Annotated in this window: 10 protein-coding genes; 5 read left to right on the forward strand and 5 right to left on the reverse strand. The window is 69.6% G+C overall.

Annotated features, from left to right (window positions below; translation table 11 throughout):
• Positions 1-9: 9 nt before the first annotated feature.
• The 5 genes from C1N81_RS19360 to C1N81_RS19380 all read right to left on the reverse strand — a co-directional run bounded on the left by C1N81_RS19360 (position 10) and on the right by C1N81_RS19380 (position 9,273).
• Positions 10-987 carry an ABC transporter permease gene (locus C1N81_RS19360; protein WP_394430766.1) on the reverse strand — a complete coding sequence of 326 codons (978 nt, stop codon included), beginning with the start codon at positions 985-987 and terminating at the stop codon, positions 10-12.
• Positions 988-1,109: 122 nt separating this feature from the next.
• Positions 1,110-2,906, reverse strand: coding sequence for an ABC transporter substrate-binding protein (locus C1N81_RS19365; protein ID WP_394430768.1), 1,797 nt, complete (start codon positions 2,904-2,906; stop codon positions 1,110-1,112).
• Positions 2,907-3,013: 107 nt separating this feature from the next.
• On the reverse strand, positions 3,014-4,045 hold the full coding sequence (locus tag C1N81_RS19370; protein WP_394430770.1) for an ABC transporter permease: 1,032 nt from the start codon (positions 4,043-4,045) through the stop codon (positions 3,014-3,016).
• 791 nt (positions 4,046-4,836) lie between these two features.
• The gene (gene typA, locus C1N81_RS19375) at positions 4,837-6,744 is read right to left on the reverse strand and encodes a translational GTPase TypA (RefSeq protein ID WP_394430772.1); all 1,908 of its coding nucleotides are present in this window, start codon (positions 6,742-6,744) and stop codon (positions 4,837-4,839) included.
• Between the two features lie 294 nt (positions 6,745-7,038).
• Positions 7,039-9,273: an ABC transporter family substrate-binding protein gene (locus tag C1N81_RS19380; RefSeq protein ID WP_394430774.1), complete on the reverse strand. Its 2,235-nt coding sequence runs from the start codon at positions 9,271-9,273 to the stop codon at positions 7,039-7,041.
• Positions 9,274-9,789: 516 nt separating this feature from the next.
• On the opposite strand from C1N81_RS19380, the gene C1N81_RS19385 reads away from it, so the two are divergent.
• The 5 genes from C1N81_RS19385 to C1N81_RS19405 all read left to right on the forward strand — a co-directional run bounded on the left by C1N81_RS19385 (position 9,790) and on the right by C1N81_RS19405 (position 15,958).
• Positions 9,790-10,092: a hypothetical protein gene (locus C1N81_RS19385; RefSeq protein ID WP_394430776.1), complete on the forward strand. Its 303-nt coding sequence runs from the start codon at positions 9,790-9,792 to the stop codon at positions 10,090-10,092.
• A gap of 87 nt (positions 10,093-10,179) precedes the next feature.
• Positions 10,180-11,034 (forward strand): hypothetical protein, encoded by an 855-nt coding sequence (locus tag C1N81_RS19390; RefSeq protein ID WP_394430778.1) that lies wholly within the window; start codon positions 10,180-10,182, stop codon positions 11,032-11,034.
• A 16-nt stretch (positions 11,035-11,050) separates the two neighbouring features.
• Positions 11,051-12,988, forward strand: a complete 1,938-nt coding sequence (locus C1N81_RS19395; protein ID WP_394430780.1) for a fumarate reductase/succinate dehydrogenase flavoprotein subunit — start codon at positions 11,051-11,053, stop codon at positions 12,986-12,988.
• Positions 12,985-13,752 (forward strand): succinate dehydrogenase/fumarate reductase iron-sulfur subunit, encoded by a 768-nt coding sequence (locus C1N81_RS19400; protein WP_394430782.1) that lies wholly within the window; start codon positions 12,985-12,987, stop codon positions 13,750-13,752. The genes C1N81_RS19395 and C1N81_RS19400 overlap by 4 nt, the downstream gene beginning before the upstream one ends.
• Positions 13,753-13,855: 103 nt before the next feature.
• Positions 13,856-15,958, forward strand: a complete 2,103-nt coding sequence (locus tag C1N81_RS19405) for a TPM domain-containing protein (RefSeq protein ID WP_394430783.1) — start codon at positions 13,856-13,858, stop codon at positions 15,956-15,958.
• The last annotated feature ends 39 nt before the right edge of the window (positions 15,959-15,997 follow it).

A 15,997-nucleotide genomic window follows, 5' to 3' on the forward strand; every position in this document is an offset into this window, starting at 1 on the left:
GGGGTTCTCCTAGGACAGGCGCACGCGCGGGTCGATCACGGCGTACAGCGCGTCCACGACGATGTTGCAGATGATGATGAAGGCGGCACTGACGATCATGACGCCCATGAGGACCGGCAGGTCCTTGTTGATCACGGAGTCACGGGCGAGCCGGCCGAACCCGGCCAGGCCGAAGGTGAGTTCCGTGACCATGCCGCCACTGAGCAGACCGCCGATGTCCATGCCCAGGATGGTGACGATGGGGATGATCGAACCGCGCCAGGCGTACCGGTAGAAGACGTACCGGCTGCTCATGCCCTTGGCCTTGGCCGCCCGTACGTGCTCCTCCTGGAGCTGCTCGATCATCGACGAGCGGGACATACGGGTGTAGTTGGCCGTGAAGATCGTCGCCATGACGACCCAGGGGATCAGCAGGCCCATGAACCAGGCCGCCGGGTCCTCGGTGAGCGGCACGTACTTCGGCTTGTCCAGGATGCCGGTGCTGTAGACGAAGATGCCGAGCACGATCGGGCCGAGGAAGTAGATCTGGAACGAGCTGAGCACCAGCGAGCCACCGCTGAAGATCTTGTCCAGCCAGGTGCCGCGGAAGCGGGCGGCCATCATGCCGGCGCCGAGGCCGACGATGAGGAAGACGATGAGGCTGCCGAAGGTCAGCGAGAGGGTGGTGGGGAGCCGGTCCATCATGGTGTCCCACACCATTTGGTTGTTGCGGAACGAGACGCCGAAGCACGGCGCCGCGCAGTGTCCCACGCCGAAGTCCCGCCCGGCGAAGATGCCCACGAGGAAGTTCCAGTACTGCACCGGAACCGGGGAATCCAGGCCGAGGTTCTTGTGGATGATGTCGAGTGCGGCCGGAGTGCAGTTCTTGCCGCACGCGAGCAACGCCGGGTCCTGTGGGATGGCGAAGTACATGAAGAACGTGAAGGCGCTGATCAGCAGGAGGATGAGTGCTGCGCCAGACGTCCGGCGTATGAGAAATCGAAGCATCGCTAAAAGCTGCTCTCAGGACGGCGGCGGTGGGAGGCCAGGAGGGGGGGTCCGGCGGCCCGGGGGTGAGGGCTCCGCCGCGCCCTCACCCCCGATGACTGCCTTGTACTGATTACTTCCGGTTACTTCTTGAGGTAGATCGTGGTCGGGTCGGTGTAGCTGACCACCTGGCCGTAGCGCAGGCCACCCACGTTGGAACCGGCGATCTGGAACACCTTGGTGTAGTAGATCGGCGCGGCCGGGTTGATCTTCTCGGAGATGTACTTCGAGAGCTTCGCGTACTCGGTGGCGCGCTGGTCGGCGTCCGCGATCTTCTGGATGCGACCCAGCTCGGAGTTCACGTGCTCGTCGTTGGTGTGCGAGTAGTTGGACGCGCCGTCCTGGATCTGCGCACCGTCGAAGGAGGGCGGGAAGACGGTGTTGCCGTCGGCCCAGTCCTGACCCCAACCGGTCATGTACAGGTCCATGCCGTTCTTGACCTTGCCCATCTGCTCATACCAGGTGGCCTGGTCGACTTCCTTCTTCTGGATGTCGAGCCCGATCTTGTCCAGCTGGTTGATGATCAGGTTGGCCTGCGTGGTGCGGACCGGGGTGTTGGCGTAGGCGTAGACGAGCTTCTTGCCCTCGGCGCCCGCCTCCTTGATGAGCTTCTTCGCCGCCTCGATGTCGCCGTTCGGCTTCTTCGTGCGGTTGAACGGGTCGTACGACTTGTCGTAGCCCGGCGTGGTCGGCGACATCAGCGAGGTGGCGGCGTCACCGCCGTAGGCACCACCGTCGGCGCGGGCGGCCGAGGTGGCCGGGATCGCGAGGGCGATGGCGTCACGGATGCGCTTGTCCTTGACGCGGTCCATGTTGAAGTTCAGCTGCCACACGTACGGGGCGTAGCCCTGGATCGTGCGCTTCATCACGGCCTTGTCGCGCGTGATCTTCTGCAGCTGGGTGGCGTCGATCTGGCCCGTGAACATGATGGCGTTCTGGGCGTCGCCGCGGTCGGCCAGGATCGTCTTCGTCTGGTCGGCCTTGTCGTGGTTGAACTCGATGTTCCAGCCGTCGACGTAGGCGTGGCGCAGCGGGTCGGTCTTCTCGTCCCAGTTGGTGTTGCGTACCAGGCTGAGGGACTTGCCCGACTTGTACGAGGCGACCTTGTACGGGCCGGTGGCGACCGGGTTCTGGTCGTACTTCTGCTTGGTGTCCGTCTTCTCGGGCACGACGGAGTAGGCGGCCATGGCGAGCGCCTGCGGCACGTCGGTGTGCGCCTCGAGGAAGTGGAACGTGATGGTCTTGTCGTCCGGCGTGGCCAGGACCGAGTCGGGCAGGTGCTTGCCCTTGTACGGGCCCTGGTAGGCCTCGCGGTACTTGGTGCCGGCGCCGGAGAGCCACTGCTGGATGTACGTCGGGCCGTCCGTGAGGAACGGGTCGTACATGCGCTCGATGGAGTGGCGGATGTCGGCCGACGTGATGACGTGGCCGTTCTGGTCCTTGACGCCGTCCTTCAGCGTGAAGGTCCAGGTCTTGCCGCCGTCCGAGGACTTGCCCGGGTCGGTGGCGAGGTCGCCGACGACCGTCTGGTTGCCCTTGTCGTCCTCGGTGTACGTGGTCAGACCGCGGTAGAGGAGCTTGGCGAGCATGCCGGCGTCCGAGACGTAGATCTGCCCCGGGTCCAGGTGCGAGAAGTCCGCCTCCTGGTAGACCTGGACCGTGCCGCCCTTCCGGGCACCGGCGACAGGCTTGGCCGGACCGACCGAGTCCTGGGCCGTACCCATGGCGACCGGCTTGGCCTGGGCCTTGGCGTCGTCCTGGGACTTGCCGACGGGCTTGTCGCTGCTCTTGCTGCCGCTGCTGCAGCCGGTCAGCGCGAGGGCGCCGACAGCCGCCGCGGCGACCGTTGCCTGCGCCGTGCGCGATCGAAGGATGCTCATGGAGTCGAGTCCACCTGCCTGTGAGTAGTGATCCTGCGGTGCTGCCTGGCGCATCCGGTCCTGATCGTCCGGCGCCCGGGTGGCAGCTCTCTCCTGGATGGTGCTGATCAGCGTCCGGTCTTGGGATCGAAGGCGTCCCGGACCGAGTCGCCCAGGAGGTTGAACGCCACGACGAAGACGACCATGGCGATACCCGGGAAGAACATGTAGGTCGGGTCCTGCTCGTAGATGTTCGCGGCCGTGGCGAACATCAATCCCCAGTCGGGGGTGGGGTCTTGGTACCCCACACCGACGAAGGAGAGGAAGGCGACCGAGAGGATGGTGCTGGGAAGCATGTACGTGCCCTGCACGATGATCGGCGTCACCAGGTTGGGCAGCAGCTCCTTGCGGATGATGCGCAAGGGCGAGGCACCCGCGACCTTCGCGGCCTCCACGAACTCCCGCTCGCGCAGGGAGAGGGTGACGGCGCGGATCAGACGCGCGAGGCTCATCCAGGTCAGCAGCCACATCACGCCGGTGATGGCGAGGAAGCGGACGTAGGTCGGCGTCTCCTCGTCGGGGGCGACGAAGACGGTGACGATGACCGGCATGACCGCGACCATGAACAGCTGGTTCGGCAGCGCGAGCATGAAGTCGATGAACCGGCCCAGCCAGTAGTCGATCTTGCCGCCGAAGTAACCGGCGACCAGACCGATCACGATGCCGATGAGCACCATGCCGATCGTGGCGAGCAGAGCGGTGAACAGCGACGTGCGGATGCCGTACAGCAGGTAGGCGAACACGTCACGCCCGTAGTTCGGGTCGATGCCGAACCAGTGCTCGGGCGACATGCCGCCGTTGGGTCCGGCCGGCAGGTTGAACTCGTTGAGGAGCGTGGGGTCGTCCTGCCCGTAGAAGGTGTACGGGTCCTTGCCGTACAGCTTCGTGATGAGCGGGGCGAGCAGGGCTATCAGGAAGAAGAAGATGACAATGCAGGCCGAAGTGATGCCCGTCTTGTCCCGCTTGAAGCGGCGCCACATCAACTGACCGGGGCTGCGCCCCTCCAGCTTCTTGGGCTCCTTCGCGTCACCCTGCGGCGCGCTCTCTTTGTCCAAGGCGGAAGAGGTCTCGGCGCCCTCAATCTCGATTGGACTCGTCATGATTCGTCCATTTCACAGGTGTTGGAGGTCGTCGGCCGGGTAACCGGTGATCGACGGCCGTCGCACGGCGTACGTCATTCGAAGCGCGCGATGGGAACAACGACTGGGGTGAACCCACCCCTTGGGGAACCCTGGCCCGCGGCCGGCCTCGGCCTGCCGTCGGACCGAGCCGTCAAGAGCGCTCGCGACGCTGGATCGTTACCTCGTCCACCACGGGGACGGGGCGAGACGTGCCCGCGGGACCAACACCTGTCATCGGGGACGACGCGACCCATATGGCGCTTGTGGCACCTCGCATGGGTTCCTCCTCATGAGTCCACTTTGTTCACTACAAGTGGGGGCACAAGTAACCAGGCCGACACCCCTGACGGCGAAGGTTGAAGTGCCCCAGTGTGCTCGCGAGTCGGCGCTCCCCACAGCGCGTGACCCATTGACCCGAGCTCTACGCCGTCAACTATTAGCCACGCGGCCTTCGTCGACCACACCCTTTTGGTCTCGGTTCGATCACACCTGATGCGTACTTTGCCCAAAATCCGGACAAACTGATCCGAGATAGAGGGCCACGAAACGGACGTGTTACATATCTATCGACCATGGGTGCCCGGATATCGGACACCCGGGTGGAATTAATCACTTGCGTCCCGGCAGCTTTTGACCCTTTGTTGGGTGAGACCTGACCTCGCCGAGTCAATCCGCGTAGACAGGGGCAGATTAGCGCCAACGCGAAGGGCCCGGCACCCCTCTCGGAGGTACCGGGCCCGACGCGTCGATCAGCGTCCGTCAGAGGCGCGTCAGCTGTGCTTGGCGCGCGAGGCGGAGCGGCCGCGCTCCTTCTGGTCCAGGACGACCTTGCGGATGCGCACGGCCTCCGGAGTCACCTCGACGCACTCGTCGTCGCGGCAGAACTCCAGGGACTGCTCCAGGGACAGCTTGCGGGGCGGGACGATCGCCTCGAAGGAGTCGGCGGAGGAGGAGCGCATGTTGGTGAGCTTCTTCTCCTTGGTGATGTTGACGTCCATGTCGTCGGCGCGCGAGTTCTCGCCGACGATCATGCCCTCGTACACCTCGGTGCCGGGCTCGACGAAGAGGACGCCGCGCTCCTGCAGGTTGGTCATCGCGAAGCCCGTGACGGCGCCCGAGCGGTCCGCGACCAGCGAACCGTTGTTGCGGGTCGTCAGCGTGCCGAACCAGGGCTCGTGGCCCTCGTGGATCGAGTGGGCGATGCCGGTGCCGCGCGTGCTCGTCAGGAACTCCGTACGGAAGCCGATGAGGCCGCGGGACGGCACCACGAACTCCATGCGGACCCAGCCGGAGCCGTGGTTCGACATGTTGTCCATGCGGCCCTTGCGGACGCCCATGAGCTGCGTGACGGCGCCCATGTGCTCCTCGGGCACGTCGACCGTCAGGCGCTCGACGGGCTCGTGCGTCTTGCCGTCGACCTCCTTGGTGACGACCTGCGGCTTGCCGACGGTCAGCTCGTAGCCCTCGCGGCGCATCTGCTCGACCAGGATGGCCAGCGCCAGCTCACCGCGGCCCTGCACCTCCCAGGCGTCGGGGCGCTCGGTGTCCAGGACGCGGAGGCTGACGTTACCGATCAGCTCGCGGTCGAGGCGGTCCTTGACCTGGCGGGCGGTGACCTTGCGGTCCTTGACGGCCGACTTGGCCGCCGCGCCCTTGCCCGTGCCACCACGGCCGACGAGCGGCGAGGTGTTGGTGCCGATGGTCATGGAGATCGCCGGCTGGTCGACCGTGATCAGCGGCAGCGCGACCGGGTTCTCCGGGTCGGCGAGCGTCTCGCCGATCATGATGTCGGGGATACCGGCCACGGCGCAGATGTCGCCGGGACCCGCCATCTCGGCGGGCTTGCGGGTGAGCGCCTCGGTCATCATCAGCTCGGTGATGCGCACGTTCTGGATCGAGCCGTCGCGCTTGATCCAGGCCACGGTCTGGCCCTTGCGCAGCTCGCCCTGCTCGACGCGCAGGAGCGCGATACGGCCGAGGAAGTTGTCGGCGTCCAGGTTGGTGACGTGCGCCTGGAGCGGGGCCGCCTCGTCGTACGTCGGGGCCGGGACGTGCTCCAGGATCGTGGAGAAGAACGGCTCCAGGCTGGTGGAGTCGGCCGGGACGGTGCCGTCCTCGGGCTTGGTCAGCGACGCGATGCCGTCACGGCCGCACGCGTAGACGATCGGGAACTCGATCTGGTCCTCGTCGGCGTCCAGGTCGAGGAAGAGGTCGTACGTCTCGTTGACGACCTCGTCGATGCGCGAGTCGGGCCGGTCCGTCTTGTTGATGCACAGGATGACGGGGAGCCGCTGCTGGAGCGCCTTGCGCAGCACGAAGCGGGTCTGCGGGAGCGGGCCCTCGGAGGCGTCCACGAGCAGGACGACCGCGTCCACCATCGACAGACCGCGCTCGACCTCGCCACCGAAGTCGGCGTGGCCGGGGGTGTCGATGATGTTGATCGTGATGACCTCGCCGCCATCCTTGGGGTGGTACTTCACCGCCGTGTTCTTGGCGAGGATCGTGATGCCCTTCTCACGCTCCAGGTCATTCGAGTCCATCATGCGATCGTCGAGGGACTCGGCGGCGTGCGCGGCGAACGAGCCCGCCTGCTTGAGCATGGCGTCGACGATGGTCGTCTTGCCGTGGTCGACGTGGGCGACGATAGCGACGTTTCGGATGTCGTGGCGCGTGGCCATATTGCGGCGTACTCCCGGAATAGGTGACGGCTGCGCGTACATCAGTGATACGCGCGCCCTGCCGGGCTGGACACGCCACGGCCTCACCCCATGGTACGTGGCTTGACGAGTGGGGGCGCTTCCGGCCCTGTAGGGGAGGGCCAGATCATGGCGGGCTCGGTCGTTCGCTGGAGAAAAACTGCAGGTCAATGGGTACAACGAACCTTGCCCGCAGGGCCGTCCCGCGGGCAAGGGAGTTGAGCTCGATCTGAGGTTGAGATTCTTGTACGCCTGTCGTCGGCCCCGCGTTCGCGCCTACTTCTTCCCGTCGTCCTTCGCGGGAGCGGACGGGCCCGACGCGGCCCGCGCGCCCTTCTTCAGGTAGCCGATGTCCTCGTAGTGCGGGTCCTGGAAGCCGAAGGCGCCGACGTTGGCGAGGTCCGCGCGGGCGGCCACGAGCTGGGGCCGCTGATAGAGAGGAATCGATCCTGCAGCGGCCCAGATCCGCGCGTCCGCCTTCTTGACCAGGGCATTCTCCTCGTCGGCGTCGAGTTCACCGATGGCCTGGTCGAAGAGCTGGTCGATGTGGTCGGTACCGACGCGCGTGTAGTTCTGCTCGACCGTGAGCGAACCGTCGGCGGCCGGGACCGGCTTGGCGTAGATCGGCCGGGCGTCGGTGGCCGGGAAGGCGGAGGCGGGCCACGAGTACAGCGCCATGTCGTACTCGCCGGACGCGATGTGGTCCTTGAAGTAGCTCTCGTCGTCGACCTTCATGACGTCCGTCCGCACGCCGATCCTGCTCAGCATCTGCGTGATCCGGTCCGCGACGGCCCGCAGCTGCTCGGAACCGGCGCCCGAGGGGAGCACGAAACGCAGGGTGAGCGGCTTGCCGTCCTTGGCCAGAGCCCCGGCGGCGGCCCCGGCGGGTGCGGCGGTGCCCTTCGGCGCGTAGGCGCCGGAGGCGGCGTGGTCGCGGTGGCCGGAACTCCCGGCCTCCTCCTTGTCCGCCTTGTGCTTGAGGACGTGGACCTGCTGGAGCAGCGCGGCGTGCTGGGCGGTGACCCGGTGCGGCCCGAAGGGCAGGGCGCGGGCCGGCGGCTTGTCGTCCTGGACCGCGCCGGCCCGCTTGGAGTCCTCGGTGCCGTGGTCCCGGCCGTGCTCGCGCTCGCCGCCCGCCGTCTTCGGCTTGTCCTTCTTCTCCTTGAGCGGGCCGCCCGGCACCCAGCCCGCCTCGGCGAGCAGGGCCTGCGCCTCCGCCATGTCCTGGTCGCCGAGCGCGCTGCTGTTGTCGGCGTACGCGGCCTGCCCGGCCAGCGCCAGGTGGTTGTCGACGGTGCTCACCGGCAGGCCGAGCGGCTTGAGGGCCACCTCGGCGAGCTGGTTGCGGTCGAGGGCGCGGGCCACGGCGCGGCGCACGCGCTCGTCGGCGAGCGGACCCTGCGCACCGTTCAGGGCGAGCTGCGTGTAGGCGGGCGCGAAGGACTTGCGCACCTTGAACGCGTGCAGGTTCCCCTGCTCCTTCGCGTACTTCCTGACGGCCTTGCGGGTCTTCGCGCGGGCGGCCATCTCGTCGTAGGCCGCCTCCTCGTCGTCGCCGTGCGCGATCGCCCAGGAGCGCAGCGCCTCGGCGGGGGTGCGGGCGGCGCCGGGGCCGTGGCTGAGCGGGCCCGGGGAGCCGTGGTCGCGGGCGGCGTGGGCGATGCGCTCGGCGCCGCCCGCGTCGACGTCGGCCACGTCCAGTTTTCCGGCGGCGAGCGCCGTGGCCCGCTTCGCGCGCGGGACGACGGTGAGGACCAGCTTGTCGAGTTTGGGGCGCTCGCCCCACCAGCGCGGGCTGCGCTTCAGGGTGACCTTCTTGGCGTCCCGGTCCACGGAGTCGGCGGTGAAGGGGCCCGCGGTCACCTTGAGCTTGCGGCGCGCCCCCTCGTTGAAGCTGTCCGGGGTGCCCATGACGTCCTTGGGGTACAGCGGCGAGAAAAGAGCGCGCCAGTCCGCGTACGGCTTCGCGAACGTGACCCGGACCTCCAGGTCGTTCGCGCCACGCTCGATCTTCTCGATGCGGTCGTACCCCGCGTTGTGCGCGGTCCAGTACGAGCTGTCCTTGCCGGAGAGCGCCCGCCACTGGGCGGCGAAGTCGGGGGCGCCGATCTCGCGGCCCGTGGACCAGACGGCCTTCTGGTTCAGCTTGTACAGGACGACCTGCTTCGGCTCGGTCTCGATGACCTCGGCCTTCTCCAGGTAGTCGGCGTCCGGCCGCGGGCGGCCCTGCGCGTCGAGGCGGAACATCGACGGCAGGACGGCGCCGGTGATCCGGCTGGTGACCGGGTCGGCGTCCGCCTGGAAGGAGTTCAGGGTCTGCGGCATGGCGTCGACCGCCCAGCGCACACTCCCGCCGTCCCCGACCCGGTCCCGGGCGGCCGGCGCGATGTCGGGGCCCGCGGTCGGGGCCCACGTGTCGTCGTCCGAGCCACACCCCGCGAGGGTGGTCACGGCGAGCGCGCCGCACACGAGGAACGCGGCTGCGCGTGGGCGCCTCTTGTTGTCATGCATCTCGACGGGTACCTCCGGTGCGGGCCGGTTCTGTCTCGTTCGGCGGTATATGTCGCTGATCACATCTATTGGCGCCCACTGAAGTGGATGGCCGGGCGGGGGCGCGGCGACACGGCGTCCCTCCGGGGGAAGGTCACCCGTGCGGGCTAGTTCTGGGGTCCCTCCGGGGGATAGGGGGCGCCGTCCGGCGGGGGGCCGCGGGTCTCGTCGTGGTTGCTCGCGCAGTTCCCCGCGCCCCTGAGAGGCGCACTGCGTGCGCCGTCTCAGCGCCCCTGGGGCTGCGGCGAAGCCGCATGCTCCAGGGGCGCGGGGAACTGCGCGACCGGCCACGACGAGACCCGCGGCCGCCGGCGAGAGCGCACACCCCCACCCGGACGGCGAACCGGACCCCGGGGGCGCACACCCCGCCCCGTGCCCCCGGCAATACGCGTCGCGGCCTTCACAAACGGTGATGTGACGCGCGACACTCGCAGGCGCATGAACATCTCCGCCGCACCAGCGGAAGCGAGGCAAGTCATGTCCGTAGACAATGAGTTGACGAAGGTTCAGCAGTGCGTCGACGAGCTGACCCGCGCCGTCAACCGGTTACAACCCGCACTCGCGGGACCTGACCTGCGCCGGGTCCGCGCCGACACCGACCATCTGCGCGAGAGCGTGGCCCTGCTGCGCGCGTCGGCGATCGCGGCGGCGGCGCCGGACGAGCGGCCCCCGCTCCCCCGGCAGGGCCTCGTGCCGATCCCCGACACCCCGTACGACACGTCCCTGTGGACCGACTCGGACGACGAGGGGCTCGGGGCGCACCACAGGCACGCCCCCTGACCGCACAGGCATGCCCCTGACCGCACAGGCACGCCCCTGACGGACCACCCCGTCACACCGACCCCGTCCCTTCGAGCGGAGGCTTCCTTGGCCACCGGCACGGAACCCACCAGCACCGACGAAGCCCATACCAAGAGCGGCAGCGCCCCCGGCACCGGAGTGCGGAGCCGGACGCGTGCCGCGATCGCCGCGCCCCATCTGCGCACGGACCGCTGGTGGCTGGCCCCGGCCGCGACCGCGGCGGGCCTGTTCGCCTTCGTCGTCTACTCGACGTGGCGGGCGTTCGCCAACGCCGACTACTACGCGGCCCCGTACGTCTCACCGTTCTACTCGCCGTGCGTCGCGGAGAACTGCGCGCCCATGCGGCACGGCCCCAACTGGGAGATCTTCGGCAGTTGGTGGGGCCTGTCCCCCGCGCTGCTCATCCTGATCTTCCCGCTCGGCTTCCGGCTGACCTGCTACTACTACCGCAAGGCCTACTACCGCGGCTTCTGGGCGTCGCCCCCGGCCTGCGCGGTGGCCGAGCCGCACAAGAAGTACAGCGGTGAGACGCGGTTCCCGCTGATCCTGCAGAACATCCACCGGTACTTCTTCTACGCGGCCGTACTCGTCGCCTGCATCCTCACCTACGACACCGTGCTCGCCTTCCGCGACGAGCACTACGCGTGGGGCCACATGGGCCTCGGCACCCTGGTCTTCCTGCTGAACATCGTGCTGATCTGGGCGTACACGATCTCCTGCCACTCCTGCCGGCACATCGTCGGAGGCCGCCTCAAACACTTCTCGAAGCACCCGGTGCGCTACCGCCTCTGGGGCTGGGTCGGCAAGCTGAACGGCCGTCACATGCTGCTCGCCTGGGCCTCGCTTGTGAGCGTCGCGCTCGCCGACTTCTACGTGTACCTGGTCGCGTCCGGCGTCTTCGACGATCCGCGGTTCTTCTAATGGTGGGAGCTTCTCGATGAGTGTGGTGGAGCGGCAGCACTGGGATGTTGTCGTGGTGGGCGCGGGCGGGGCCGGCCTGCGGGCCGCGATCGAGGCCCGCGAGCGGGGCGCCCGGACGGCGGTGATCTGCAAGTCCCTGTTCGGCAAGGCCCATACGGTGATGGCGGAGGGCGGCATCGCGGCCGCCATGGGCAATGTGAACTCCGGCGACAACTGGCAGGTCCACTTCCGCGACACGATGCGCGGCGGCAAGTTCCTCAACCAGTGGCGGATGGCCGAGCTGCACGCCCAGGAGGCGCCCGACCGGGTGTGGGAGCTGGAGACGTGGGGCGCCCTGTTCGACCGGACCGGCGACGGCCGGATCTCGCAGCGCAACTTCGGCGGGCACGAGTACCCGCGCCTCGCCCACGTCGGCGACCGTACGGGCCTGGAGCTGATCCGCACCCTCCAGCAGAAGATCGTCCAGCTCCAGCAGCAGGACAAGGCGGAGTTCGGCGACTACGAGGCCCGGCTGAAGGTCTTCCAGGAGTGCACGGTCACGCGGGTGCTGAAGGACGAGGACGGATCGCGCGTCTCCGGTGCCTTCTGCTACGAGCGCGAGAGCGGACGCTTCTTCGTCCTCGAAGCGCCGAGCGTGGTCCTGGCGACGGGCGGCATCGGCAAGTCGTTCAAGGTGACGTCGAACTCGTGGGAGTACACGGGCGACGGCCACGCGCTCGCGCTGCTCGCGGGCGCGCCCCTGCTGAACATGGAGTTCGTGCAGTTCCACCCGACGGGCATGGTCTGGCCGCCGTCGGTGAAGGGCATCCTCGTCACCGAGTCGGTGCGCGGCGACGGCGGGGTGCTGCGCAACTCCGAGGGCAAGCGGTTCATGTTCGACTACATCCCCGACGTGTTCAAGGAGAAGTACGCCGAGTCCGAGGCCGAGGGCGACCGCTGGTACGAGGACCCCGACCACAACCGGCGCCCGCCCGAACTCCTGCCCCGCGACGAGGTGGCGCGCGCCATCAACGCCGAGGTGAAGGCGGGCCGCGGCTCCCCGCACGGCGGCGTCTTCCTCGATGTCTCGACGCGGATGCCCGCCGAGGTGATCCGGCGCCGGCTGCCGTCCATGTACCACCAGTTCAAGGAGCTGGCGGATGTCGACATCACGGCCGAGGCGATGGAGGTCGGGCCGACCTGCCACTACGTGATGGGCGGCATCGCCGTCGACTCGGACACGGCGGCGGCGCGCGGCGTACCGGGCCTCTTCGCGGCCGGTGAGGTCGCGGGCGGCATGCACGGCTCGAACCGGCTCGGCGGAAACTCCCTGTCCGACCTGCTTGTCTTCGGCCGCCGCGCCGGGCTGCACGCGGCGACGTACGCGCAGGGCCTCACCGGGGAGCGTCCGGCCGTGCCCGAGCTCCAGCTCGACACCGCGGCGGCGGAGGCGCTGCGCCCGTTCTCCGCGGAGGGCCAGGAGGACGGCGCCGTCCCCGAGAACCCGTACACCCTCCACCAGGAGCTGCAGCAGACGATGAACGACCTCGTCGGCATCATCCGCCGCGAGGGCGAGATGGAGGAGGCGCTGCGCAAACTCGCGGCGCTGCGGGTGCGGGCGCGGCGGGCCGGGGTCGAGGGGCACCGCCAGTTCAATCCGGGCTGGCACCTCGCCCTCGACCTCCGGAACATGCTGCTCGTCAGCGAATGCGTGGCCCGTGCCGCCCTCGAACGGCAGGAGTCGCGCGGCGGCCACACCCGGGAGGACCACCCGGCGATGGACCGCGAGTGGCGCCGCGCCAACCTGCTCTGCCGCCTCCGCGACCCGAGCGGGGGGCTGGCGGCCACCGACCCGGTGCGCGGCCAGATCGACCTCGTACGCGAGAGCACCGAACCGATCCGCCCCGACCTGCTGGCCCTCTTCGAGAAAGAGGAGCTGGTCAAGTACCTGACCGAAGAGGAGCTGTACGAGTGAGCGCGTATGAGGCCCGCTTCAAGGTGTGGCGCGGGGACACGGCGGGCGGCGGCCTGGAGGACTTCGACGTCGAGGTCAACGAGGGCGAGGTGGTCCTCGACATCATCCATCGCCTGCAGGCGACGCAGGCGCCCGACCTGGCGGTCCGCTGGAACTGCAAGGCGGGCAAGTGCGGTTCGTGCTCGGCGGAGATCAACGGCCGGCCCCGGCTGATGTGCATGACCCGCATGTCGGTCTTCGGCCAGGACGACGTGATCACCGTGACCCCGCTCCGGGCGTTCCCGGTCGTCCGTGACCTGGTGACCGACGTCGGCTTCAACTACACGAAGGCGCGCGAGGTCCCGGCGTTCGTGGCGCCGAGCGGGCTCGGGCCCGGCGAGTACCGGATGATGCAGGAGGACGTGGACCGGCCGCAGGAGTTCCGCAAGTGCATCGAGTGCTTCCTGTGCCAGGACACCTGCCATGTGGTGCGCGACCACGAGGAGAACAAAGCGGCGTTCGCGGGCCCGCGCTTCCTGATGCGCGTCGCCGAACTGGACATGCACCCGCTCGACGAGGCCGCCGAGACCGGCCTCGACCGCAAGAAGACGGCCCAGGACGAACACGGCCTCGGCTACTGCAACATCACCAAGTGCTGCACGGAGGTCTGCCCCGAACACATCAAGATCACGGACAACGCCCTGATCCCGTTGAAGGAGCGGGCGATCGACCGCAAGTACGACCCGGTGGTGTGGCTGGGCAACAAAATCCGCCGCAGGTCGTGACCGGCCCCACGTCGTAGGCGCCCGGCGTGCGCCGAGGGGATGGGCGGGCGCGGCGGAGGCGCAGCGGTCGCGGAGGCCGCGGGGCGGACATACGCTCCGAAATGTGCCCCCGCCCGAGAGCCGCCCCCGCCCGGTGCCGATAGCCGCGCGGACCGCCGTCGCCGCGCTGCTCACCCTGTTGTGGCTGCTCGCGCCCGCCGGTCCGGTCCGCGCCGACGACCCGGTCACCCTCTCCCGTACCGGCCAGATCACCGACAAGGTGGGCGCGCTCGCCGACCGCAAGGGCGCCGTCGCCACCGCGCTCGGGGACCTCGACGACCGGCACGGCACACAGCTCTTCGTCGTCTACGTACGGGACTTCTCCGGGCGTTCGGCGCAGAGCTGGGCCGACGCCACCGCCGACAGGAACGGGCTCGGCCTCGACGACGTGCTCCTCGCCGTGGCCACGCACGAGCGGCAGTACGCCCTCTCCGTGGACCAGGACGCGCGGATCACCGACGCCCAGATCCAGGAGATCACCCGGACCGGGATCGAACCCGCCCTGCGCGAGAACGACTGGCCGGGCGCCGCGATCGGCGCCGCGAACGGCATCGGCGCCGTGCTCGCGGGCCGCCCCGTCCCCACGCCGACGATCACGCCGGGCGCCGACGACCCGGGCGCGAGCGGCGACGACGGCGGCCTCAGCGGCAGCGGCGACCTCGTACTGCCGGTCATCGCGGTCGGCGCCGCCGGTGCCCTGGCCGCGTACACCTACACCCGCCGCAAGCGGCGCATGAGTGAGCGCACCACGCCCAGGACCTGGGGGCGCCAGGACGTCACGCCGCTGCCCGAGCTGGACAAGCAGGCCGGGCACCTGCTCGTGGAGACCGACGACGCGGTGCGCACCAGCACCGAGGAGCTGGGCTTCGCGACGGCCCAGTTCGGCGAGGACGCGGTCAGACAGTTCAGCGAGGCGCTCGCGTACGCGCGCTCGGAGCTGACGGCGGCGTTCAAGCTGCGCCAGCAGCTCGACGACGCGTTCCCCGAGGACGACGCGACCAAGCGGCGGATGCTGGACGAGATCATCAGCCGCTGCACGGAGGCGGGCCGCCGCCTCGACCAGGAGTCCGGCGACTTCGACCGGCTCCGCTCCCTCGAACAGGCGGCGCCGGACGCGCTGGCCCACGCCGAGCGGGCCTACCAGGGCCTGACGGCACAGGCGCGTCACGCGCGGGAGACGCTGTCCGCCCTGGGCGCCCGGTACGCGCCGTCCGCGCTCTCCCCGGTCGCGGGCCATGTCGAGCAGGCCGAGGACCGGCTGACGTTCGCCTCGGCCCAGCTCGACGAGGCCCGCCGCCTGGTGGACGCGGGCGACAACGGCAAGGCCGCCGTCTCGCTGCGGGCCGCCGAGGGCGCCGTCGACCAGGCCGGCACCTTCGTCACCGCGATCGAACGCCTGGCCGGTGAACTCGCCGAGGCGACGGACCGCCTCCCCACCGCGCTGACCGAGTCCGAGGCCGACCTGGCGGACGCGCGCGGCCTCCTCGAAGGCACCACCCAGGGCGTCTCCACCGCCGACCTGCGCGGCCGGATCGCCCGCGCCGAGTCCGTCGTCGGCGACGTACGCGAGGAGACGGCCGCGGGCCCGTACGACCCGATCGACGCGCTGCGCCGCGTGGAGGAGGCGGACGCGGCGCTCGACGAGGCGCTCGCGGCGGCCCGGGAGCGCGAGGCCGGAACCACGCGCGCCCGCTCGCTCCTCGGGCAGGCGCTGCTCGCGGCGCGCAGCGGCACCGGCGCCGCCGCCGACTTCATCACGACGCACCGCGGCGCGGTCGGCAGCGAGGCCCGCACCCGCCTCGCGGAGGCCCAGCGCCATCTCGCGAACGCGCAGAACGCCGAGGAGAGCGACCCGGCGGGCGCGCTCACCGAGGCGCGGCAGGCCGACGCGCTGGCCCGGCAGGCCCAGTCGCTCGCCGAGCGGGACGTGCGCGCGTACGGCGGTCCTTACGGGGGTGGCGGCGGGCGCGGCGGCGGCTCCGGCGGCGCGATGCTCGGCGGCATCCTCCTCGGCCAGCTCCTCGGCGGCGCCGGTCGCGGCATGGGCGGGATGGGCGGCGTGGGCGGGGGCCGGCGCGGCGGCTTCGGCGGCGGGGGCGGTCCGGGTCCCGGCAGCTTCGGCGGCGGAGGAACCCGCGGCCGAAGGGGCGGCGGAGGCCGTTTCTGAATGCCTTAAGTCCAGCGATCCCCAGTGCCGGCTCGACTC

The organism is Streptomyces sp. SGAir0957 (assembly GCF_043523415.1).

What these genes read in the sequence shown, in the direction of transcription:
- C1N81_RS19380 (WP_394430774.1), bottom strand. Translation starts at nt 9,273, where the DNA reads ATGCATGACAACAAGAGGCGCCCACGCGCAGCCGCGTTCCTCGTGTGC.
- C1N81_RS19370 (WP_394430770.1), bottom strand. Translation starts at nt 4,045, where the DNA reads ATGACGAGTCCAATCGAGATTGAGGGCGCCGAGACCTCTTCCGCCTTG.
- C1N81_RS19395 (WP_394430780.1), top strand. Translation starts at nt 11,051, where the DNA reads ATGAGTGTGGTGGAGCGGCAGCACTGGGATGTTGTCGTGGTGGGCGCG.
- C1N81_RS19365 (WP_394430768.1), bottom strand. Translation starts at nt 2,906, where the DNA reads ATGAGCATCCTTCGATCGCGCACGGCGCAGGCAACGGTCGCCGCGGCG.
- C1N81_RS19385 (WP_394430776.1), top strand. Translation starts at nt 9,790, where the DNA reads ATGTCCGTAGACAATGAGTTGACGAAGGTTCAGCAGTGCGTCGACGAG.
- C1N81_RS19360 (WP_394430766.1), bottom strand. Translation starts at nt 987, where the DNA reads ATGCTTCGATTTCTCATACGCCGGACGTCTGGCGCAGCACTCATCCTC.
- typA (WP_394430772.1), bottom strand. Translation starts at nt 6,744, where the DNA reads ATGGCCACGCGCCACGACATCCGAAACGTCGCTATCGTCGCCCACGTC.